This window comes from Synechococcus sp. CCAP 1479/9 (genome assembly GCF_019038535.1).
In the GTDB taxonomy this organism is placed as follows: Bacteria; Cyanobacteriota; Cyanobacteriia; order PCC-6307; family Cyanobiaceae; genus Cyanobium.
The window spans coordinates 550940-572843 of the sequence record NZ_JAFKRK010000016.1 but is presented as its reverse complement, the minus strand read 5'-3'; the positions used below and the strand labels follow the sequence as shown (position 1 = coordinate 572843).

General features: G+C 69.9%; 19 protein-coding genes. 9 read left to right on the top strand and 10 right to left on the bottom strand.

Going from position 1 to position 21904, the window contains the following annotated elements; genetic code table 11:
- Positions 1–96: 96 nt before the first annotated feature.
- The 3 genes from mnmE to KUG38_RS07025 are packed head-to-tail and all read right to left on the bottom strand — an operon-like array spanning position 97 to position 3238.
- Positions 97–1491 (bottom strand): tRNA uridine-5-carboxymethylaminomethyl(34) synthesis GTPase MnmE, encoded by a 1395-nt coding sequence (gene mnmE / locus KUG38_RS07035; protein WP_216920224.1) that lies wholly within the window; start codon positions 1489–1491, stop codon positions 97–99.
- Positions 1491–2417: a DMT family transporter gene (locus KUG38_RS07030; RefSeq protein ID WP_216920147.1), complete on the bottom strand. Its 927-nt coding sequence runs from the start codon at positions 2415–2417 to the stop codon at positions 1491–1493. The genes mnmE and KUG38_RS07030 overlap by 1 nt, the downstream gene beginning before the upstream one ends.
- Positions 2414–3238 (bottom strand): zeta toxin family protein, encoded by an 825-nt coding sequence (locus KUG38_RS07025; protein ID WP_216920146.1) that lies wholly within the window; start codon positions 3236–3238, stop codon positions 2414–2416. Before KUG38_RS07025 ends, KUG38_RS07030 begins: the two co-directional genes overlap by 4 nt.
- Before the next feature lie 3 nt (positions 3239–3241).
- Here KUG38_RS07025 and KUG38_RS07020 point away from each other — a divergent pair, with 3 nt between their 5' ends.
- Positions 3242–3853, top strand: coding sequence for a DUF2062 domain-containing protein (locus KUG38_RS07020; protein WP_353617739.1), 612 nt, complete (start codon positions 3242–3244; stop codon positions 3851–3853).
- A gap of 14 nt (positions 3854–3867) precedes the next feature.
- A complete protein-coding gene (locus KUG38_RS07015) occupies positions 3868–4359 on the top strand; it encodes a GNAT family N-acetyltransferase (protein WP_216920144.1) in 492 nt (163 codons plus the stop codon).
- Positions 4360–4363: 4 nt separating this feature from the next.
- Here the strand turns inward: KUG38_RS07015 and KUG38_RS07010 are convergent, their stop codons facing one another.
- Both KUG38_RS07010 and KUG38_RS07005 read right to left on the bottom strand, forming a co-directional pair.
- Positions 4364–4552: a hypothetical protein gene (locus KUG38_RS07010; protein WP_094585766.1), complete on the bottom strand. Its 189-nt coding sequence runs from the start codon at positions 4550–4552 to the stop codon at positions 4364–4366.
- 112 nt (positions 4553–4664) lie between these two features.
- Entirely contained in the window at positions 4665–6128 is a 1464-nt protein-coding gene (locus KUG38_RS07005) for a protein adenylyltransferase SelO (protein WP_216920142.1), read from the bottom strand.
- A 422-nt stretch (positions 6129–6550) separates the two neighbouring features.
- On the opposite strand from KUG38_RS07005, the gene KUG38_RS07000 reads away from it, so the two are divergent.
- The 3 genes from KUG38_RS07000 to KUG38_RS06990 all read left to right on the top strand — a co-directional run bounded on the left by KUG38_RS07000 (position 6551) and on the right by KUG38_RS06990 (position 10177).
- The gene (locus tag KUG38_RS07000; RefSeq protein WP_216920140.1) at positions 6551–7621 is read left to right on the top strand and encodes a glycosyltransferase family 4 protein; all 1071 of its coding nucleotides are present in this window, start codon (positions 6551–6553) and stop codon (positions 7619–7621) included.
- A complete protein-coding gene (locus KUG38_RS06995) occupies positions 7614–9728 on the top strand; it encodes an amylo-alpha-1,6-glucosidase (RefSeq protein ID WP_216920138.1) in 2115 nt (704 codons plus the stop codon). Before KUG38_RS07000 ends, KUG38_RS06995 begins: the two co-directional genes overlap by 8 nt.
- 104 nt (positions 9729–9832) lie before the next feature.
- On the top strand, positions 9833–10177 hold the full coding sequence (locus tag KUG38_RS06990) for a hypothetical protein (RefSeq protein ID WP_216920136.1): 345 nt from the start codon (positions 9833–9835) through the stop codon (positions 10175–10177).
- Between the two features lie 22 nt (positions 10178–10199).
- Here KUG38_RS06990 and KUG38_RS06985 read toward each other — a convergent pair whose 3' ends face one another.
- On the bottom strand, positions 10200–12530 hold the full coding sequence (locus KUG38_RS06985) for a RelA/SpoT family protein (protein WP_216920134.1): 2331 nt from the start codon (positions 12528–12530) through the stop codon (positions 10200–10202).
- A gap of 97 nt (positions 12531–12627) precedes the next feature.
- Between KUG38_RS06985 and KUG38_RS06980 the strand changes: the two genes are divergently transcribed.
- The gene (locus KUG38_RS06980) at positions 12628–14238 is read left to right on the top strand and encodes an ABC transporter ATP-binding protein (RefSeq protein ID WP_216920133.1); all 1611 of its coding nucleotides are present in this window, start codon (positions 12628–12630) and stop codon (positions 14236–14238) included.
- Between the two features lie 23 nt (positions 14239–14261).
- The gene (locus KUG38_RS06975; RefSeq protein ID WP_216920131.1) at positions 14262–14786 is read left to right on the top strand and encodes a YqhA family protein; all 525 of its coding nucleotides are present in this window, start codon (positions 14262–14264) and stop codon (positions 14784–14786) included.
- A gap of 25 nt (positions 14787–14811) precedes the next feature.
- On the opposite strand, the gene KUG38_RS06970 is transcribed toward KUG38_RS06975, so the two are convergent.
- Positions 14812–15306 carry a DoxX family protein gene (locus KUG38_RS06970; RefSeq protein WP_216920222.1) on the bottom strand — a complete coding sequence of 165 codons (495 nt, stop codon included), beginning with the start codon at positions 15304–15306 and terminating at the stop codon, positions 14812–14814.
- Between the two features lie 135 nt (positions 15307–15441).
- Here KUG38_RS06970 and glgX point away from each other — a divergent pair, with 135 nt between their 5' ends.
- Positions 15442–17604, top strand: a complete 2163-nt coding sequence (glgX, locus tag KUG38_RS06965) for a glycogen debranching protein GlgX (RefSeq protein WP_216920129.1) — start codon at positions 15442–15444, stop codon at positions 17602–17604.
- Here the strand turns inward: glgX and KUG38_RS06960 are convergent.
- Positions 17510–18490 carry a VOC family protein gene (locus KUG38_RS06960; protein ID WP_286195670.1) on the bottom strand — a complete coding sequence of 327 codons (981 nt, stop codon included), beginning with the start codon at positions 18488–18490 and terminating at the stop codon, positions 17510–17512. The two genes, glgX and KUG38_RS06960, sit on opposite strands and share 95 nt — an antisense overlap.
- Positions 18491–18503: 13 nt before the next feature.
- Positions 18504–19454, bottom strand: a complete 951-nt coding sequence (locus tag KUG38_RS06955) for a DMT family transporter (protein WP_216920127.1) — start codon at positions 19452–19454, stop codon at positions 18504–18506.
- A 152-nt stretch (positions 19455–19606) separates the two neighbouring features.
- Here KUG38_RS06955 and KUG38_RS06950 point away from each other — a divergent pair, with 152 nt between their 5' ends.
- Positions 19607–20413: an SDR family NAD(P)-dependent oxidoreductase gene (locus KUG38_RS06950; RefSeq protein ID WP_094585754.1), complete on the top strand. Its 807-nt coding sequence runs from the start codon at positions 19607–19609 to the stop codon at positions 20411–20413.
- Positions 20414–20417: 4 nt separating this feature from the next.
- Here KUG38_RS06950 and KUG38_RS06945 read toward each other — a convergent pair whose 3' ends face one another.
- A complete protein-coding gene (locus KUG38_RS06945) occupies positions 20418–21869 on the bottom strand; it encodes an NAD(P)/FAD-dependent oxidoreductase (RefSeq protein WP_216920126.1) in 1452 nt (483 codons plus the stop codon).
- Between the last annotated feature and the right edge of the window lie 35 nt (positions 21870–21904).

Genomic DNA, 21904 nt, shown 5'->3' with positions numbered 1-21904 from the left:
GAATCGCTCCCCAAAGCATTGGGGGTGGAGGTTAAGCGGTCAACAGGGGTGAGCGTTTCGTGATGGCGGCCGGAGGTGACCGGTCGTCGCCTTGGGCTACTTGCCGATGCAGAAGCGGGAGAAGATCCGCTCCAGCACCGCCTCGCTCACCTCCTCGCCGGTGATCGCCCCGAGGCCGGCGATGGCGCCGCGCAGGTCGATGGTCCAGAAATCCCAGGGCAGGCCCAGCGCGGCGGTCTCCAGCGACCGCTCCAGGCTGGTGGCCGCCGCCGCCGCCAGCTCCCGCTGACGGCCGTTGAGGGCCACCTCCAGCCCCTGGATCTCGGCGGCGCCGCAGAGGCCCAGCAGGGCCCCCACCAGGCCGTCGCGGCCCGCACCGGTGAGGGCGCTGATGCGCGCCAGGGGCGTCTCCGGCGGGGCCAACGGAACCGTGGCGTCAGCGGCCTCCAGCGGCAGGGCATCGAGCTTGTTGCCCACCAGCAGCAGGGGCACCCCCTCGGGCACCAGGTCCATCAGCTCCTGGTCGGCGGCGGTCCAGCCGGCCAGCAGGTCGAAGAGCAGCAGCACCGCATCGGCAGCCGCCAGGGCCTGGCGGCTGCGTTCGATGCCCAGCAGCTCCACCCGGTCGTCCGTGGGCCGGATCCCGGCGGTGTCGAGCAGGGTGAGGGGTACGCCGTCGAGCACCAGGTCGCTTTCCAGCAGGTCGCGGGTGGTGCCCGGCAGGTCGGTGACGATGGCCCGCTCGCGGCGGCTGAGCAGGTTGAGCAGGCTCGACTTGCCCACGTTGGGCCGGCCGACGATGGCCACCCGCAGGCCCTCCCGCAGCAGCTCCCCCTGGCGGGACTCGGCCACGAGCCGCTCCAGCTCGCCCCGCACCGCCTCCAGTTCGGCCCGCACCAGCGTCCCGTCGAGGGGGGGCAGGTCCTCTTCGAAGTCGACCCGGGCCTCCAGTTCGGCAAGCTGATCGAGCAGGCGCTCCCGCAGGCCGCCGATGCGGCGCTGCAGGCCCCCGTCGATACCCGCCATGGCCAGGTCGGCGGCCCGGCGGCTGCGGGCGGCGATCATTTCGGCGATGGCCTCGGCGCGGGTGAGGTCGAGACGGCCGTTGAGGAAGGCCCGCTGGCTGAACTCCCCCGGGCCGGCCAGGCGGGCACCCGCGGCCAGCACCAGCTCCAGCACCCGCCGCACGGCGACCAGGCCGCCGTGGCAGTGCAGTTCCACCACGTCTTCCCGGGTGAAGCTGCGGGGGGCCCGCATCAGCAGCAGCAGGGCCTCATCCACCCGCCGACCATCGGCCGGATCCACCACATGGCCGTAGAGCACCCGGTGGCTCTCCCAGTCCTGGGCGCCGGGGGCCACGAACAGGCGCCGGCCGATCGCCTCGGCCTGCGGGCCCGAAAGGCGCACGATCGCCACACTGCCGGCCCCGGCGGCCACGGCGGTGGCGATGGCGGCGATGGTGTCGCCCGGGAGCGGGGGGGTGAGGGGAATCAAGACGGGGAGGGGCTGGGGCGGCTCAGGTGGCGCTGAAGGACCCCCAGCAGGATCAGCCCGAGGCTGGCGAGAACGCCGGGCGTGAGCGGTTCGTGCAGGAAGGCCGCGGCCGTGAGCACCGTGACCACCACACTGGCGCTGCCGGCGAAGGCCACCTGGGTGACGCTGAAGCGGGCGGTGCTCAGCTGGCGCAGGATCTCCGTCCCCAGGCTGAGGGTGAGGCCGTAGATGACGATCACGCCGATCACCCACCAGAGCTGGAGATAGAAGAAGTGCTGGGGGCCATAGACCAGCAGGGCGATCAGTCCGAACACCAGGGCGCCCGCCAGGTTGGTGACACCCCCGGTGAGGCCGCGGGACAGGTGCTGGGCCGCCAGCTGGCGGCGCAGGCAGTTGCGGGTGGCCGTGGCGATCACCGCCACCAGCGCCCACAGCAGTCCCGGCAGCTGATCCATCCCCATGCCGAGGCCGGAACCGAAGACCCTGCCGACCAGCAGGCCCAGCAGGATCAGGGCCAGGCTGAGGGCAAAGCGCTCCGGCAGCCGTTCCTTCAGCCACCACAGCGCCAGCAGGGCCGAGGCCGGCAGGGTGAGGGAGAACAGCAGGGTCTGGGTGATCACCGCCAGCTGGTCGAGGGCCATGTAGAAGGCGAGCGGGGCCAGAAAGCAGCCGAGGAACGCATCGGCGGCGATGGCGAGACGGACCCGGGGACGGAGGCCATCGATCTCCCGTCCCACATCCACGGGCTCGGCGATCAGCAAGGCCAGGCCGATCATCAGCTGCGAAATGAAGAAGACATTGCAGAAGCTGATCGGATTCTCACCGGCGATGGCGTGGGCCGCCCCCTGCAGCTGCAGCCCCTTGAGCACCGTGCTGCGCAGGCCCGAAACGACGCTGTAGGCGATCAGGACGAGCGCCGTCATCGCGGCGTGGCGTCGCCGGGCAGGAAGGGCTGGGGCCCGGAGGGGAAGGGCTCGCCCCCCTGCTGCAGCACGCGGCTCGTGAGTCCATCGACCTGCAGATAGCCGTCCGCCCAGCCGGACAGCATCGCGAAGGTGGCAGGGCCGGTGGCGAAATACCGCCCGATCGCCGCCCGGGAGACATAGCGGCCCATGGCCTGATAGCGCTCCAGCACCCTCCTGCGGCTGAGGGATTCGGGCACGCTCACATGCAGCAGGAACACCCGGTAACCCATCGCCCTGAGCTCGGGAATCAGGCGTCGGTAGCGATCAGCCCGGCTCATGGTTCCATCGTAAAGAAGGTCGAAACGGCAGGGCCGGCCGATGCCGGCCAGCAGGCGATCCACCAGCACACCGCTCTCGGCCTGGGTGAGATCCGCATTCCAGCCGCGGTACGCCGGCAGCTGGGCCCGCAAGGCATCGGCATCAATGCGCAGCGTGCCCGGTGCCAGGGCCAGCGGAGCATGGGTGCGCAGCGCAGTGGATTTCCCCGCCCCCGGGGGGCCGCCGGTGAGGATGGCGATCGGAGGCCTGTGCGACACACAGACGGCCTCCCTTATCGCCGCCGCGATGATGCGCAGACGCTCCGATTCAGGGCTGCTGATCGGGGGGAAGCGGCTCAGACATCGCTCCAGAAAATCGATCGCGACAGTCGAGATCTGCGGCAGACCGGAGGCCTCCAGGATCTGGCAGCTGGCCGGAAGCGCCTCGTTCGCGGTGGCCGCCGGCAGCGGCGCGACCCCGGAGACCATCCCCACCAGGCCCCATAGCGGCAGCAGGAGCAAGGCGTGCCGCACAGCCCTTCCGATCACCCTGGGACGCTAGGCGGGCCGCCACGACCACGGGCTGGCGGGCAGCCGGGGATTCCTTCCCTTAACGTTTTTGCGGCGTTCGCCACGGCCCCCCGCGGCTGGCCGGATGCCCCATCCTCCGCGCCTGGACCTCCACTTCTGGCCCTGCGAACCCTGAAACGTCGCTTCCGCCAGGCCATCGAATGGGTCTGGCGCCAGGAGGGCAGCCACGGCCAGCGGGCCCGGGGGCTGGCGGCCGGGGTGTTCATGGGCTGCTTCCCGATCTTCGGCTTCCAGACCCTGCTGGGGGTGGGCCTGGCCAGCCTGGTGCGGGGCAACCACCTGCTGGCCGCCGCCGGGACCTGGATCAGCAATCCGATCACCGACATCCCCCTGATCTGGTTCAACTACCAGCTGGGCAGCCTGCTGCTGGGCCCGGGCAGGGGCTGGCCGGGACGCCTGACCCTGCACCACGAGACCCTGCGCCAGCTGGGCTGGGACTTCACCTCCCGCCTGCTGCTCGGCTCGGCGGTCGTGGGGGTGGTGGCGGCCACGCTCAGCGGTTTCCTCTGCCTGCGGTGGCTGGAGCGCCGCCAGCGGGCCTCCTGAGCAGGGTGTCTCCGGTGATCGACGTTCTCGAGGCCGACTTCGCCAACCCGGCCCACGCCGCCGCCGTGCTGAGCCTGATGGAGGCCTATGCCCGCGACCCCATGGGCGGTGGCCAGGGGCTGTCCGCCTTCACCCGGGCGAATCTGGTCGACGCCCTGGCCCGGCGCCCGTCGGCCCACGGGATCCTGGCCTTCGCGGGGGAGGAGCCGGCCGGGCTGGCCATCTGTCTGGAAGGCTTCTCCACCTTCGCCTGCCGGCCCCTGCTGAACGTGCACGATCTGGTGGTGGCCAGCGACTTCCGCCGCCAGGGGGTGGGGCGGCGACTGCTGCAGCGGGCGGAGCTGATCGCCCGGCGGCTCGGCTGCTGCAAGCTCACCCTGGAGGTGCTGGAGGGGAACGGGGCGGCCCAGGGCGCCTACCGGAGTGCCGGGTTCCGTCCCTACCAGCTGGACCCCGCCATGGGCCGGGCCCAGTTCTGGGAAAAGCCGCTCCCTGATGGAAGCTGAAGCCTCAGGATTCGGCCAGTCCGGGAAACACCATCAGGTCGATGTGGCCGCCGGAAGGTTGACGCCACTCACGGAATTCCGCCGCCAGCGCCCTGTGCTCATGGTCGAGGGATTGCGACTCCAGATCCAGCAGGCGCTGATGCACCAGATCGAGCGTGTTGTCGATGAGCTGGGCGGCCTGTTCGGAGGTCATGGCATCGCTGCGATGGAGAAAGCCTGAGCTTCGAGGTGTTGTAGAAGACGCCGCCTGGGTCGGCTGTAGCCACTGACACGGGCCGTCTCCAGCGTCGGCGGACCCGCACCGATCACACCGTCCGCGCCAGCCATTGCTGCAGCGGCGTCCAGTCGTCCTGTTCATCGATCGCCGACCAGATCCGCTCGATCACCGGCCGCACCGGCGTCTCCGGCAGGTTCCAGCGCTGCAGGCAGCCGCCGATGGCGGCCTCGGCTGCGGTGCCGTCCGGGGCCGCCACGGCCTGGCTCCAGTGCCACCAGCTGTCCCGCCAGGCGAGCCATTCGGCCCTTGGCGGCGCCGGAGCCTCCGCCACGAAGGGGCCCAGGTCCTCGGCCGTGGCCGGCAGCCCGCCGGCCCGGATGCGTTGGGCCAGGGCGGCGAAGAAGGCGCCATAGGGCACGGGCCAGCCGGCCAGCAGCCGCAGGGTGGGGGGCACCGGATCGGGGAGCTCGGCCAGCGCCCCGGCAGGGAGGAGGGCGGCGTCGAAGCCGAGGCGGCGGAGCAGGCAGCGGCGGTGGTGGGCGTCATAGATGGCGCCGAACGGCTCCAGAGCCGCCTCCAGGGGCGCCCGCGGCAGCAGCATCGCCAGGGGCTCCTGCAGCAGCCGCAGGTTGTGCTGACAGACGAGGGGCTGGCGGCCGTAGGCGTAGAGGCCGTCGTGGTCGAAATAGGCGGCGGTGAAGCCCGGATCCCAGCCCTCGAGGAAGGCGTAGGGGCCGTAGTCGAAACTCTCGCCGGCCAGCGACATGTTGTCGGTGTTGAGCACCCCATGGATGAAGCCCGCCGCCATCCACTCCGCCGCCAGCCGCGCCACCCGCTGCACCAGCTCGGCGTAGAAGGCCACCAGCAACGGCTCGCCGTCGCCGTGGATCGCCGCCAGGTGCGGGTAGTGGACGGCCACCACGTGGCGCAGCAGCCGCTCCAGCTGGGCCGGCTGGCGACGGAAGAGCAGTCGTTCGCAGGTACCGAAGCGCAGGTGGGTGCGGGCCAGGCGCACCATCACCGCACTGCGGGTGGGGGAGGGTTCATCGCCGCGCCAGAGGTCTTCACCGGTCTCGATCAGGGACAGGGTGCGGCTGGTGGTGACGCCGAGGCGCTGCAGGGCCTCGCCGGCGATCACCTCCCGCACCCCGCCCTTGAGGGTGAGGCGGCCGTCACCGCCCCGGCTCCAGGGGGTGGTGCCGGACCCCTTGGTGCCCAGGTCCTGCAGCTGGCCGTGGCGATCGCGCAGCTGGCCGTAGAGGAAGCCGCGGCCGTCCCCCAGCAGGGGGTTGTAGGTGCCGAACTGATGGCCGTGGTAGCGGAGGGCCAGCAGGGGGGCGCGGCCCTCGAATCGCCCGTAGGCCGCCTCCAGGTCGTCGTCGCTGACGGTGGCCGGGTCGAGACCCAGCTGGTGGAGCAGGGGGTCGTTGCGGAACCGCAGGCGCGTGAGCGGAAAAGCCGTCGCCTCCACCACATCCCAGTACTCAGGCCCGAGGTCCTCAAGGGCGCCCACGAAGGGCAGCCCCAGCAGGGGGTTGGGGCGGGCGGACATCGGTGAGTGTCGCGGGGGTGGCGCGGTGGCGGGACCGGTGGCCGACCCTAGGGAGCGGGGCCAGGACGGAGCCGGTCCCGGTCCCGGTCGGCGAAGGGTTCGTGATCTGGTCCGTCGGCGTGCGCCTGGGGATGGCGAAGTGCTCCATGCCCTGGCTGGCCTCCAGCCCATCGTCCGCGGAGACCGCACGCAGAAGGAGAGGATCGCCATACGCTCCGATCTGCGGGGAACCGTCGTGCTTCTTTACAGCCTCTCGCTGCAGCTCACTTCCTCCATCTGAAGAAAACAACCTGCCGGGAAACACCGGCTGGAAACGACCAACAGCCGGCCGGACTGCAGCAGATCTGCACTATCAGCATCCGTGAGGGGATTCCTGCATAAGGTTAAAGGGAGTGAAAGTCCTGACGCAGGAAGGGGTGGTGATGAAAATCGCGCAGATTTCAACGCTCCATGAGAGAGTTCCGCCGATCGGCTATGGGGGAACGGAACGGGTTGTTCATTACCTCACCGAGGAACTGGTCCGCCGCGGCCATGAGGTGGTGCTGTTTGCCAGCGGCGACTCCCTCACCAGTGCCGAGCTGTTCCCCTGTGTCCCGCAGTCCCTGCGGCAGAACAGAAATGGCGGTGATCCCAGCGTTCATGAGGCCATTCAGCTTGATCATGTGGTGAAGAGGCACGATGACTTCGACATCCTCCACTTTCACAACGGCCATGGCCATTTCCCCCTGGCGTCACTGCTCGGGGTGCCCCACCTGAGCACGGTGCACGGCCCCCTGCATGCCCCCGAGCAGACGAAGCTGTACAGCCATTTCCATCAGATGCCGCTGGTCTCCATCTCGGAGTTCCAGCGCCTGCCCGTACCACAGGCCAACTGGCTGGGAACCGTCTACCACGGGCTGCCCACCGACCTCTATCGCTACCAGGATTCCCCTTCCCCCTACCTGGCCTTCGTCGGTCGCATCTCACCGGAGAAACGGCTCGATCGCGCCATCGCAATCGCTACGGCGGTGGGTCTGCCGCTGAAGGTGGCGGCCAAGATCGACCCCGTGGACCGTGCCTACTTCCGGGAGCAGATCGAACCGCTGATGCTCAACAATCCGCTGGTGGAATTCATCGGCGAAGTGAACGATGACGGCAAGCAGGCGTTGCTGGCGGATGCCCTGGCCCTGCTGTTCCCGATCGACTGGCCGGAGCCCTTCGGCCTGGTGATGATCGAGGCCAACGCCTGCGGCACGCCCGTGATCGCCTGGCGCAACGGCTCGACCCCCGAGGTGATTCTCGATGGGATCAACGGCTTCCTGGTGGATTCGATCGAGGAGGCCGTTGCCGCGATCGGCCGGCTGGAGCAGCTGGACCGCGCCCGGGTCCGCAGCCACTTCGAGGTCAGCTTCTCGGTCAGTCGTCAGGCCGAGGACTATGAACAGCTCTACCGGCACCTGATCCAGGCCAGTCGTTGCCACAACAACGCCCACCGGATCGCGGTGCATGCCTGATCCGCTGCCTCCGTACGTTCTCAAGAACGAGGAAACCTTCGCGATCCTGGATTCCCGCGGCGAGATCTGCCCGGAACTGCAGCACGACACCGGCATCTATTTTCGCGGCACCCGCCATGTGAGCCGGCTGCAGGTGCTGCTGTGGAACCGGCCGCCGGTGGTGCTGGGCGCCACCGAGCGTGGGGCGGTGGGCGTGCTGGTCAGCCATCTCAGCAACAACGAGGACGGGGCCGGTGGCTCCGCCGCCATGACCCTGCATCTGGAGCGCAGCACGGTCCTGACGGCGACGGCATTTCTGCAGCAGTTCTGCTTCACCAGCTACGAGGAGAAGCCCATCCAGATCCCGCTGAGCGTGCGACTGGATGCCGACTTCCTGGACATCTTCGAGGTGAGGGGCTACAAGCGCCTGCAGCGCGGCCGCATCGTCCGGGGCGGGCCTGGCACACTCGCGCTCACCTACAGGGGCCTGGACGGGGAGGATCGGTGCACGGTTCTGCGGCTCAGCGATCCGGTCCAGGACGTCGATGGGGACCACGTCGCTCTGATGCTCACCCTGGAGCCGCGCCAGACCCGCCGGCTCTACCTGGTGCTGGATTTCCAGCCCACGGATCAGCCCCTGGGCGCGGAGCAGCACTACAACGCCGCCATGGCCGCCACGATCGAGTGGTTCCGCGACGCCCGCCGCAGTGCGGCCTCCGTGATCACCGATAGCCCGGCCTTCAACAGCTGGCTGATGCGTTCCTTCTCGGATGTGCACCTGCTGGCCAGCCGGGTGGAAGATGGGCTCTACCCGTACGCCGGGATTCCCTGGTTCAGCTGTCCGTTCGGCCGGGACGGCCTGATCACGGCGCGCCAGATGCTGATGGTGGAACCCCGGCTGGCGCGGGGGGTGCTGGGCTATCTGGCCAGCCACCAGGCCCTCGTGGAGGATCCGGCACACGACGAGGAGCCGGGCAAGATCCTGCACGAAGCGCGGCTCGGCGAGATGGCGGCGCTCGGAGAAGTGCCGTTCGCCAGTTACTACGGTGCCGTCGACTCCACGCCCCTGTTTCTGATGCTGGCGGGCGATTATCTGCGCCGCAGTGATGATCGCGATTTCATCGCCGGGCTGCTGCCGGAGCTGGAGGCGGCCATCGCCTGGATCCGCCGGGCCGAGGCCTCCAGTGCGGATGGGTTCGTCCACTACAGGCGGGCTTCCCAGGGGGGACTGCGCAACCAGGGGTGGAAGGATTCCGACGACGCCATCCACCACGCCGATGGCCGTCTGGCGGAAGGCTCGATCGCCCTCTGTGAAGTTCAGGCCTATGTCTACGGGGCACGTCGGGCTTTCGCCTCGATCCTGGAGCGCCTGGGTCGGACCAGCGAGGCCCATGGGCTCCTGGAGGAGGCCGCCGCACTGAAGCGACGGTTCCATCAGGCCTTCTGGACGCCGTCGATCGATTCCTACGCCCTGGCCCTGGATGGTTCAGGCGAGCCCTGCCAGGTGCGCGCCTCGAATGCGGGCCACTGCCTGCTGACCGGCATCGCCACCCCCCAGGCGGCGGCGGCGATCGCCCGGCGCCTGATGGCCCCCTCCAGCTTCAACGGCTGGGGCATCCGCACCCTCGATGAACGGGAGCGGCGCTACAACCCGATGAGTTACCACAACGGCTCCGTCTGGCCCCATGACAACGCCCTGATCGCCATGGGCCTGGCCCGTTACGGCCATCGCTCCGAAGCGCTGCAGATCCTCACGGGGATGTTCGAGACCGCCTGTGCCCTGCCGATGTACCGCCTGCCGGAGCTGTTCTGCGGCTTCCAGCGCCGGGAGGAGGAGGGGCCCACCTCCTACCCGGTGGCCTGCAGCCCCCAGGCCTGGGCCAGCGCCAGCGTCTTCGGCCTGCTGGAGGCGATCACCGGGATGTCGATCGAGCGCGACCAGGGCAGCGGCCGTGTGCAGGTGCGTCTGCGCAACCCCACCCTGCCGATGGGGCTGAACATCCTCGACTTCAACGGGCTGCGCCTGGGGGAGGAGGAGATCAACCTGCAGTTCCACCGCGGCGACCACGACGTGGGCGTCCTGGTGCGCAGCCGGACCCCGGGGGTGGACGTGCTGATCATGAAGTGACGGCCAGGAGCGATTCCCAGGACGCCCCGGCGTGTCGTCAGGCGACCAGCGAAATCCGGCCGATCGTTCCAGACTCGGCGATCGCACCCCGGGAACCTCCCTCCATGACCGCCTTTCGTGCCGCTCTCGTGCTGCTGTGGCTGGCCGTGGCCGGTTACACGCTGGTGGTGGTGCCGCACCATGGCATCGACCTGGTGAGCGTCTTCTGGTCAGATTTCCGGGCGATGGGCTGGCCCGGGCAGTTCGATCTGGATTTCCTCGGCATGCTGCTGCTCACGGGCCTCTGGGTGGCCTGGAGGCATGACTTCTCCGCCCGGGGACTGGGCCTTGGCCTGCTGGCCGCGGTGGGCGGGATTCTGTTTCTGGCGGCCTATCTGCTGGTGCTGACCCTCCAGGCCAACGGCAGCATGAAGCAGGTTCTGCTTGGTGCCCGCCGAGCCGCCGTCTAGGGGCGGCGGGGCTCCCGGTGATTCAGCCGATGCCGGTGCGGCAGAGGTCGAGCACGTCGGCCATCGAGCGGATCTGGTCCATGGTGGTGCGCAGCTGGGCGGCGCTGAGCAGCTCGACCCGCAGGTCGATGCGGGCGGGCTTGCCGGCGCTGGTGCGCACCCGGGCATCGCTGACGTTGATGCGGTGATCGGAAAGGCGCATCAGGATGTCCTTCAGCACCCCCACCCGATCCAGCACCTCGATGCGCAGCCGCACCGGGTAGCGCCGCTGCTGGGCCTCACCGAGCGGGTTCCAGCGCACCGGCAGCCGCCGTTCCACCGGCACCTGGGGCACGTTGGCGCAGTCCTGGCGATGGATGGTGATGCCGTGGTTGCCCAGGGCCACGGTGCCCACGATCCCCTCCCCGGGCAGGGGGCTGCAGCAGCCCCCCAGGCGGTACTCCAGTCCTTCGAGGCCCAGGATCGGGCTGTTCGACGGGTGCCCGTGGGGGACGTGGCGCGGCTGGGCCGCGGCCACCCCGGCGGCCACCTCCTCGTTGGTGGGGGTGGGGGCGGCGGCGGCGGTGCTGAGGCGCACCTCCTCCCGCAGGCGGTTGAGCACCTGCTGCAGGGTGACGCCACCGAACCCCAGGGCCGCCAGCAGGTCCTCGGTGCCCACAAGGTTGCAGCGCTTCGCCACCCGGGCGATCGCCTCCCCGTTGAGCAGGGCGTCGAAGCCGTCACGGCCCAGCTCCCGTTCCAGCATCTCGGTGCCGCGCTGGATGTTGTCGTCGCGGTGGCTGCGTTTGTACCAGCCCCGGATGCGGTTGCGGGCCGTGGGGGTGGCCACGAAGTTGAGCCAGTCGAGGCTCGGGTGGGCGTTCTTGGCGGTGATCACCTGCACGAAGTCGCCGTTCTGCAACGGCGTGGCCAGGGGACAGAGGCGGTCGTTGATGCGCACGCCCTGGCAGTGGTTGCCCACCTCCGAGTGGATGCGGAAGGCGAAGTCCACGGCGGTGGAGCCCTTGCGAAGCCCCACCACATCGCCCTTGGGGGTGAACACGAACACCTCCTCGTCGAAGAGGTCCTCCTTGATCGAGGCCAGGAAGTCGCTGCTGTCCTCACCGCCGTCGTCCTTCTGCCAGTCGACCAGCTGCCGCAGCCAGTTGAAGCGCTCCGTGTCGCCGGCGGCCGGCGAGCCCCCCTCCTTGTACTTCCAGTGGGCGGCGATGCCGTACTCCGCCACCTGGTGCATGTCGGTGGTGCGGATCTGGACCTCGATCGGCCGGTGACGACCGATCACCGCCGTGTGCAGCGACTGGTAGCCATTGGGCTTGGGCAGGCCGATGTAGTCCTTGAAGCGACCGGGAATCGGCCGGAAGATGTCGTGCACCACGGCCAGGGCCCGGTAGCAGCTCTCCACGCTCGGACAGAGGATCCGCAGCGCCGCCACGTCGTAGATCTCGTGGAAGGCCTTCTGCTGGCGCTGCATCTTGCTCCAGATGCCGTAGAGGTGCTTCGGCCGGCCGCTCACCTCGCACTCCTGCAGACCCGCCGCCACCAGCCGGTCGCGCAGCAGCTGCACCGTGGTCCCCAGCCGCTCCTCCCGTTCGCTGCGCTTGGTGGCGACCTGCTGCTGCACATCGCGGTAGGACTCGGGCTCCAGCACCTTGAAGGCCAGGTCCTCCAGCTCCCACTTGAAGCGGCCGATGCCCAGGCGGTTGGCCAGGGGGGCGTAGATGTCGCGGGTTTCCCGGGCGATGCGCTGCTGCTTCTCGGGCTTGAGGGCCCCGAGGGTGCGCATGTTGTGCAGCCGGTCGGCCAGCTTGACCAGCACCACCCGGATGTCGCTGGCCATGGCCAGGAACATGCGCCGCAGGTTCTCCGCCTGGGCTTCGGTGCGGTTGGTGAAATGGATGCCGCCCAGCTTGGTGACCCCCTCCACCAGGGCCCGCACCTCCTCGCCGAAGCGGGCCTCGATCTCCTCGGGGGTGACCTGGGTGTCCTCCACCACGTCGTGGAGGAAGCCGGCGGCGATCACCGCCGCGCTGGCGCCGATGTCGCGCAGCAGGCCGGCGACGGCGATCGGATGGACGATGTAGGGCTCACCGCTGGCCCGGAACTGGCCGTCGTGGAGCTGGTAGGCGAAGTCGAAGGCCGTGGCCACCAGGGCCTCGGGGTCGACGGGGCGCGCCTCCTGATCGGCGGGCGGGGACTGCTGGAGGCTCTGGCGCAGCCAGGCCGGCAGGGGGACGCCGTAGTCGCGCTCGGGGGCGACGGTGGATGGCACCTCCTGGATCGCCTCTGCACCAGGAGTTACGGCCGAGGCGTAAGCCAGCGGAGAGGAACCTTGATCCGGTGCCACCCTCAGCATCACACCCTTCAGGGTCCACCCATGGTATGGGGCAATCGTCACGAACCAGGGGATTTGCGCATTCGGCCATCCAGACTGGGCGCCGCCGGTGTCGCCCATGGCCCTGCCCGCCCCGTCCCAGCCTGCGGCCCCGGTGCTGCGGATCGGTGGTCTGCAGGTGCGCTACCCGGGCAGTGAGCGGCCCACCCTCGATGGGCTCGATCTGACCCTCAGCGCCGGTGAACGGCTGGCCCTGGTGGGCCCCTCGGGCTGCGGCAAAAGCACCGTGGCCCGGGCCGTGCTGCAGCTGCTGCCCCCCGGCAGCGTCTGCGACGGCGAGCTGCTGCTGGCGGGCCAGGACCCCCGGCGGCTCAGGCGCGGCGCCCTCAGGCGGCTGCGGGGCGAGGCGGTGGGCCTGGTGTTCCAGGACCCGATGACCCGGCTCAACCCCCTGCTCACCATCGGCGAGCACCTGCGCGACACCCTGGCCGCCCACCGCGGCGGGGGCCGGGAGCGGGCCCGGGAGCTGCTGGCCCGGGTGGGAATCGCCCCGGAGCGCTACGGCAGCTTCCCCCACGAGTTCAGCGGCGGCATGCGCCAGCGCCTGGCCATCGCCCTGGCCCTGGCCCTGGGACCGCCCCTGGTGATCGCCGATGAACCCACCACCAGCCTGGATGTGGCCGTGGCCGGCCAGGTGATGGCCCAGCTGAGCGAGCTCTGCACCGAAACCGGCAGTGCCCTGCTGCTGATCAGCCACGACCTGGCCATGGCCGGCCGCTGGTGCGACCGCATCGCCGTGCTCGATCAGGGGCGGCTGGTGGAGGAGGCCCCCAGCCACCAGCTGCTCACGGCCCCGGCCTCGCCCCTGGCCCAGCGGCTGGTGGGCGCCGCCCGGGAGCGGGAGGGCGGGCACAGCGAGGCCCCCGCCGCCGCGCCGGTGCTGCTGGAGGTGGAGGAACTGCGCAGCTGGCACCCGCTGCCCTCCCTGCCCTGGCAGCCGCGCTGGATCAAGGCGGTGGATGGGGTGAGCCTGACCCTGCACGAAGGCGAGACCATCGGCGTGGTCGGGGCGTCGGGCTGCGGCAAGAGCAGCCTCTGCCGCGCCCTGATGGGGCTGGCGCCGGTGCGGGGCGGGGCGGTGCGGCTCCAGGGGGTCGACCTGCGGCGCCTGGGGGGGCGGCCCCTGCGGCGGGCCCGGCGCCGGCTGCAGATGGTCTTCCAGGATCCCCTGGCCTGCCTCAACCCCCAGATGACCGTGGGGGAGGCGGTGGCCGATCCCCTGCTGATCCATGGGCTGGCCGGCCGGCAGGAGGCCCGTCGCCGCGCCAGGGAGCAGCTGGCCCTGGTGGGGCTGAATCCGCCCGAATCCTTCGAAAACCGTCTGCCCCGCCAGCTCTCGGGCGGCCAGCAGCAGCGGGTGGCCATCGCCCGCGCCCTGATCCTGGCCCCCCAGGTGCTGCTCTGCGACGAGAGCGTCAGCATGCTCGACGCCGAGGTCCAGGCTGACGTGCTGGCCCTGCTGCGGCGCCTGCAGGGCCAGCTCGGCCTGGGCATGCTGTTCATCACCCACGACCTCTCCGTGGCCGGCGGCTTCTGCCATCGCGTCCTCGTGCTCGACGGCGGCCGCGTCGTGGAGCAGGGGGCCGGGGCCGCGCTGCTGGCCCATCCCCAGGCCGCCATCACCCGCACCCTGGTGGAGGCCTGCCCGCGCCTGCCGCCCCTGCCCTGACACCCCTTCCACCCCTGCCCGCCATGCTGCGCCGCCTGCTCGTCCGCGCCCGCTACCTCACCCTGGTGCCGATTCTGGCGCTGCTGGCCAGCTGCCTGGCCCTGTTCATCCGCGGCAGCCGGCTGATCCTGGAGCAGTTGCGGCTGGCCCTGGTCAGCATCACCGACCTGGTGGACCTCAACCGCTTCGAGATGGACATCCTCGAGGGGATCGACCTGCTGCTGGTCGGAACGGGCTGCCTGGCCCTGGCGATCGGCATGTACTCGCTGTTCATCAGCGAGCTGAAGCTGCCGAAGACCCTCAGCTTCCGGAACTTCCACGAAGTGAAGGGCATGTTCGCCAACTTCATCATCCTGGCGATGGCGATCTCCTTCCTCGAACTGCTCAACAGCTTCGATGCCGAAGACCCCTCCCACACCGTCGCCGGCGCCGACATCTTCTTCCCCGGCGCCGGCATGGCCGTGGTGACCCTGGCCCTGCTGGCCTTCAAGTACTGGGGCGGCGAACGGGAGGACCATCACCCCGCGGCCGCGCCGGAGCGGGAGTGACCCCCTCCCGAACGGGCGGGATCCCTCAGAGAATCGCGCCCAGCAGGTCGGCGATCAGCAGGTTGTCGAGAGACAGCAGGCCGCCGCCGGAGGTGATCAATACCAGGCACATCACCACATACATGGCCGCCTTCTCCCAGCTGGGCGGCTCGCCGACCCCCATCGGTCCGGCGTAGTCACCCGCGGGAATCTGATAGGGATCCGGAGCGATGAACGGGAACCCGGAGGCCAGCTCCAGCACCATGGCGTAGGCCATCGACACCAGGATCGCCAGGGCCGCCAGAGGGGTGAGCAGACCCGGAATCAGGGCGATACCCGCGCCCCACATCGAGGCCGCCGACAGGAAACAGAGCCATTCCGGCGTCTTCATCGCCGTGGACCAGGTGCGGAGGTTGCGCAGCTTCGGCCAGCCGTGGCGGATGAAGGCCACCCCCACGAACAGCCGCAACACCAGCAATCCCACCCCCGCCGCCAGGGACGGGCCGCTGGGCACCAGCAACGTGACGATCTCGAGATCCATGGAGAAGTGCCACAGCGGCATGGCCTGCCGGCTCAACGTAAGCCGGGTGAACCGGCGGCGCCGCGGCAGGGCGAAAGCGCAGCCCCTGGCCATCATTCAAAGCAGGAGCCCCTGCCACCTCCCCCCGCCGACCCCATGACCCCCTCCACGGCGGCCCCGCCGTCCCCGGGAAGCAGTGCCCCCCTGGGCGCCTCCCTCAGCGATGGCGGTGTCAACTTCAGCCTCTACGCCCGGCGGGCGACGGCGGTGGAGCTGTGCCTGTTCGACCGCGTCGAGGACGCCGAGCCCCTCCAGCGCCTCACCCTCGATCCCGCCCGCCACCGCACCGGCGACTACTGGCATGTTCAGGTGGGGGGGATCGGGCCTGGCCAGCTCTATGGCTGGCGGGTGGAGGGCCCCTGGCAGCCGGCGCTGGGGATGCGGTTCGATCCGACCAACCTGCTGCTCGATCCCCACGGGCTGGCCCTGGCGATGCCGCCGGGCTACGGCCGCGCCCCCGGCCGCAGCAGCGCCGGCGACTGGGGCAGCGCCATGAAGAACGTGGTGGCCGACCCGCTCGCCTACGACTGGGAAGGGGATCGTCCCCTGCACAGGCCGTCCCGCGAGACGGTGATCTACGAGCTGCACGTGCGCGGCTTCACCGCCCACCCCAGCGCCGGTGTGCCGCCGGAGCAGGCCGGCACCTACCGGGGCCTGATCAGCAAGATCCCCTACCTCCAGGACCTGGGCATCACGGCCGTGGAGCTGCTGCCGGTCTTCGCCTTCGATCCCCTGGCGGCCCCCGCCGGCCTGCGCAACTACTGGGGCTACCAGCCGGTCTCCTTCTTCGCCCCCCATCCGGGCTATGCCTGCAGCAGCGATCCCCTGGCGGTGATCGACGAGTTCCGCGACCTGGTCAAGGCGCTGCACCGGGCCGGCATCGAGGTGATCCTCGATGTGGTGTTCAACCACACCGCCGAGGGGGACGCCGGGGGGCCGGCCTTCTGCTTCCGGGGACAGGCCGACGGCGACTACTACCTGCAGCACGGTGATGGCACCTACATCGATGTCACCGGCTGCGGCAACACCTTCAACACCAACCATCCCGTGGTGCGACGCCTGATCCACCACAGCCTGCGCCACTGGGTGCAGCATCTGCACGTGGATGGCTTCCGCTTCGATCTGGCCTCGGTGCTGGACCGGGACCAGACCGGCCAGCCCACGCCCCTCTCGCCGATCCTCTGGGACATCGACACCGACCCGGTGCTGGCGGGCACCAAGCTGATCGCCGAGGCCTGGGATGCCGCCGGCCTCTACCAGGTGGGCAGTTTCGTCGGCGACAACTGGCAGGAGTGGAACGGCCGCTTCCGGGACGATGTGCGCCGCTTCATCAAGGGGGACCGGGGCCTGGCGGCCAGCGTCGGCCAGCGGCTGATCGGCAGCCCCGACATCTACGGCCACAAGCAGCGGGAGGCCGAGGCGAGCGTCAACTTCATCACCTGCCACGACGGATTCACCCTGGCCGACCTGGTCAGCTACGACGGCAAGCACAACGACGCCAACGGCGAGGACAACCGCGACGGCAGCGATGACAACGCCAGCTGGAACTGCGGCGTGGAGGGACCCACCCAGGACGCCGAGGTCCTGCGCCTGCGCGCCCGCCAGAGCCGCAACCTGCTGACCCTGCTGCTGCTGGCCACCGGCACACCGATGCTGGCCATGGGGGACGAAATGGGCCGCAGCCAGCAGGGCAACAACAACGCCTACGCCCAGGACAACGCCATCAGCTGGCTCGATTGGTCGCTGCTGGAGCGCCGGGCCGACCTGCATCGCTTCGTGCGGGAGCTGGTGCGGTATCGCCAGCAGCGGGACGTGGTGGTCCACGCCCGCAACCTCAGCCTCGGCGAACTGGTGCAACGCCATCAGGTGAGCTGGCATGGGGTCGAACCGAACCAGCCCGACTGGAGCGACAGCTCCCATGCCTTCGCCGTGACGATCACCAGCGTCGGCCAACGGTTCCGCTGGCACGCCATGGTCAACGCCTGGTGGGAGCCGCTGCTGTTCCGCCTGCCCCCCGCCGGGGGCGACCAGCCGAGCTGGCGCTGCTGGATCGACACCTCCCGGCCCAGCCCGGAGGACATCGTGCCCTGGAGCAGCGCGCCGGCCCTGGAGACGGACACCTACACCCTGGGCCCCCGCTCGATCGTGGTGCTGGTGGTGGGTCTCAGTCCTGGAGCAGCTGCAGGCGATGGCCATCCGGATCCGCCAGCTGCAGGGCCCGACCAGCCCCGAGCCACTCCGCCCGATCCCCCAGCGTGATGATCCCTGGGGAGATCGGACGCCCGCCAAGGGCCACGGCCCGATCGGCAACGGTCTCCAGGTCGGCCACCCGCAGGCGCAGCTGCCAGTGGGCCAGGTCCTGGGGACCCTGGTCGGCGGGCATCGGCCGGCCTCCGCCGGGTTCGCGGTAGTCGAGGCACTCGACACCGGCGCCGCTGGGGCAGCGGTGGCCGGTGATGCGCACCCGGGTGCCCGCCAGGCCATCGAGGCCGTCCTGCTCCGGGCCGCTGTTGACGCCGTCGCCGCCGGCGGCCAGGCCCAGCAGAACGCGGTAGAAGCGGCCGCTGGCGGCCGTGTCGGCGATGCCGATGGCGCTGTGGTCGATGCCCAGCACCGGCCCGGGGGCGTCGCCATGCCAGCGGGCGTCCCCTTTGTCCGGCGGGAACTGCAGCAGCTCCAGGGGATGGCCGTCCGGATCGCGGAACTTGAAGGCGACGATGCCGGCAGCGGCCGCATTCCAGTCCGGCAGCCGCTGGGGCGCCGAGGAGATCGCCGTGATCCGGCCGGCGGCGAAGGCCGGCTGCAGCGCCGCCAGGGCCGCCTCCATGCTGTTGACCACCAGGCAGGCGTGCTGGAACCAGCGGTCGTTGCTGCGGGAACCGGCCGGGATCGGCCGCCCCGGACGGGCGCCGGGACCGGGGGCGAGCACCTCGCTGAGCTCCAGCACCTCCGCACCGATCGCCAGCCGCAGCACCCGGAGGCGGGCTCCGGGCAGGCCGACCAACCGGGCGTAGGGGCCGCCCTCCAGCACCACGGCCTCCCCCAGGCGCCGGAAGCCCAGACAGGTCTCGAAGAAGGCGGCGCTGGCTTCGGCATCGGCCGTGGTGAACCCGAGGCTGTCGATGTGGGGAAGGGTCAGTGTCATGGGGCAGCCAGAGTCATGGGACCGTTGTTGGGGGCGGGTTCTGCCCCACCAGGCTGAGCACCCCGCCGACGCAGATCAGCACCGTTCCCACCACCACGCCGGCGTTCGGGATCTGGCCGAACCAGATCCAGCCGATCAGGCCGGCGAAGACCACCGAGGCATACTGGAACGCCCCGATCGCACTGGGATCGGCATAGCTGTAGGCGCGGATCAGCAGAAACTGGAAGCTCAGCAGGCAGAGGGCCGAGGCCAACACCCACAGGAACTGATCCGGCGTGATGGCGTGGAAGCGACCCACCATCATCAGGCTGGAGACCAGACCGCCGATGGTCAGGAAATAGACGAGCTGCGTCAACGCCGACTCGCTCCTGCCCAGGGCCTTCACCGCCAAGAACTCGATGGCGCAGACGAATCCGGCCGCCAGGCCGAGAAGGTCACCGGGCTTGTCCAGAAGGCTGGCATTCGGCTGAACAACGATCACCATCCCGGCGAATCCCACCGCCAGGGCCTTCCAGAGGCTGGCAGGAATGCGCTGCCTGAGCACCAGCCAGGCCAGCAACGGAATGAACATCGGCGTCGTGTTCAGCAGCACATTGGCATTGACAAGATTCACCAGCTGGGCCGCCGACATGAACAGAAGGAAACCGCCCATGCCCATGCCGCCACGCAGCAGGTGAAGGGGAAACGCCCGGGTCGGGAGATCACGGCCGCCGCGCACGACCAGCAGGGGAATCAGCAAGACCAGCGCCAGAACGAACGTCAGCCAGGTGAACATCAGGGCGTCCATGGCGCTGCCCACCGCCCGCGCAAATGCGCTCTGCAAGGTGTTGGCCAGGAAGGCTGCCACCAGCAGGGCCGCGCCCCTGGCCGCCGAAGGGCGGACCGGCCCGTTCCGGTTCCGGTTGCTGTCCGGCCCCTGCAACGCCTCGCCGTCCATCGGGCTGGTTCCACTCGCTTCCGCCACAGACTAGGGGCCATCAGGAGTGGCGCCACGGTCACCCCATCCCGGTGCTGAGTTGCCGATGCTGACAGCAACAATTCACTGGGCCGTTTCGGTGGCCGTCCCTAGGATGAAAGCGTGGACATGCCTCCACATTCCTTTCCCGGCCGCACCCGATGACGAGCTCCAACCCCCTGGCCGGCAAGGCCCTTTCCACCCTGCTGCAGGGCAAGGTCGCCATCGTCACCGGTGGCAACAGCGGCATCGGCAAATCGATCGTGGAGTACCTCGCCGAACTCGGCGCCAAGGTGGTGATCGATTACCGCTCCCATCCCGAAGCCACCGAAGAACTCGAGCGTGAAATCGGCGCCTATGGCGGCAGCAGCTTCGGGGTTCAGGCCGATGTGGGCAAGCTCGATGACCTGCAGCGCCTGGTGGACACCACCGTGGAGAAATACGGTCGGCTCGATGTGATGATCAACAACGCCGGCATCGAAACCCGCACCTCGATCCTCACCACCACCCCGGACAACTTCGACAAGGTTCTCGATGTCAACCTGCGCGGGGTCTTCTTCGCCACCCAGTTCGCCGCCAAGCAGATGATCGCCCAGGGCGGCGGCGGCCGCATCATCAACATCTCCTCGGTCCACGAGGACTGGCCGATGCCCGACAACACCCCCTACTGCTGCGCCAAGGGCGGCGTGCGCATGCTCACCCGCACCGCGGCCCTGGAGCTGGCGCCCCACGGCATCACCATCGTCAATGTGGGCCCCGGCGCCGTGGCCACGCCGATCAACGACTCCACCATGAACAATCCCGAGCTGCTGGCCAAGCTCAACGCCGCCATCCCCATGGGCCGCATGGCCCAGCCCGAGGAGATCGCCAAGGTGGTGGGCTTCCTGGCCAGCGACGCCGCCAGCTACATCACCGCCACCACGATCTTTGCCGACGGTGGCCTGATGCACAGCAGCCCCGGCCTCTGAGCCTTCAGGCCGCCGCCGGCTGCTCCGCCGAGGCCGCCGGGGGGTTCTCCGCCGAGGCCGCAGCAGGATCCTGGGCCCGTTCGGCCCGCTCCAGCCCCACCTCCACCCCCAGGTGCTGGTCGGGTCGGCCGGTGATCAGCAGGCTGGCCCGCTGCTGGGTGGCGATCACCCAAAGCCACTTGGTCAACAGGGTGAGACGGTTCTCGTTGGCGGGCATGAAGGCGAGGTGGGCCAGCCCCCAGAGCAGCCAGCCGACGGGGCCGGTGAACTTGAGGCCCCGCAGGTCAGCGACGGCGCAGAGGGGACCGATCACGGCCATGCTGCCGAAGTCGAACCAGCGGAAGGTGGCCTGGCGCCGACCCGCCAGCTGGGCCAGCAGGTCCTGGGCGACCCAGCCCCCCATCTGCACCGCCGGGCCGGCCATGCCGGGCAGGGGCTTGCCATCGGCCGTGTGGGAATAGGAGCAGAGATCGCCCACCACCCGGATCTCGGGATGGCCGGCGATCGAGAAGTCCGGCTCGACCACCACCCGCCCGCCGCGGTCGACCGTGCAACCGGTGCGCTCCGAGAGCAGCTTGCCGAGATGGGAGGCCCGCACCCCCGCGCTCCAGCAGATGGTGGCCGCCTCCAGCACCCGCTCGCTGGGGGTCCCCGGCGCCGGCGCCTTGAAGGCGACCGTGAGCCGGCCCGCCTCGATGCTCTGCACCCGGCCGCCCAGCACCAGCTCAACACCGCAGGAAGCGAGGTAATCGCCGGCCGCTTTGGACAGCGACGGATCCATGGCCCGCAGCAGCCGATCGCCGGGGTCGACGAGCACCACACGGCAGAGCCCGGGATCCAGCTGGCGGAAGTCGCGCTGGGCCGCGTGGCGCATCAGCTCGTTGATCGATCCGGCCAGTTCGCAGCCGGAGGGGCCGCCGCCGACCACCACCACCGACTGCAGAAAGCGGCAGCGTTCCGGATCCGGGGTCTGCTCGGCCTCCTCCAGGGCCGTCAGCACCCGCCGCCGGATCTCATCGGCGTGCTCGAGAATCTTCATCGGCGGCGCCAGTTCCCGCCACTCCTCATGGCCGAAGTAGGTGCTGCCGGAGCCGGTGGCCAGGATCAGGCTGTCGTAACGCAGACGACGATCGTTGAAGACCACCTCTTTGGAGGCGGCATCAAGATCGACCACCTCTCCCAGCAGCACTTGCACGTTGGCCGCCTTGGCGAGCAGCAGCCGCAGGGGCGTCGCCACATCCGCCTCGGACACCAGGCCGGAGGCCACCTGATACAGCAGCGGCTGGAAAAGATTGAAGTTGCGCTTGTCCACCAGGGTCACCCGCACCGGCTGGCCGGCCAGCCGGTGGGCCGCCTTGAGGCCGGCGAAACCGCCGCCCACGATCACCACATGGGGCCAACTCTTCATCACGGCTTCGCTCGGCTCCAGCTCGAGGAAGAAGCGTTCCTTCGCCATCGATGCGGTCCGCGGGATGTCTGAAAGGTAGGGGC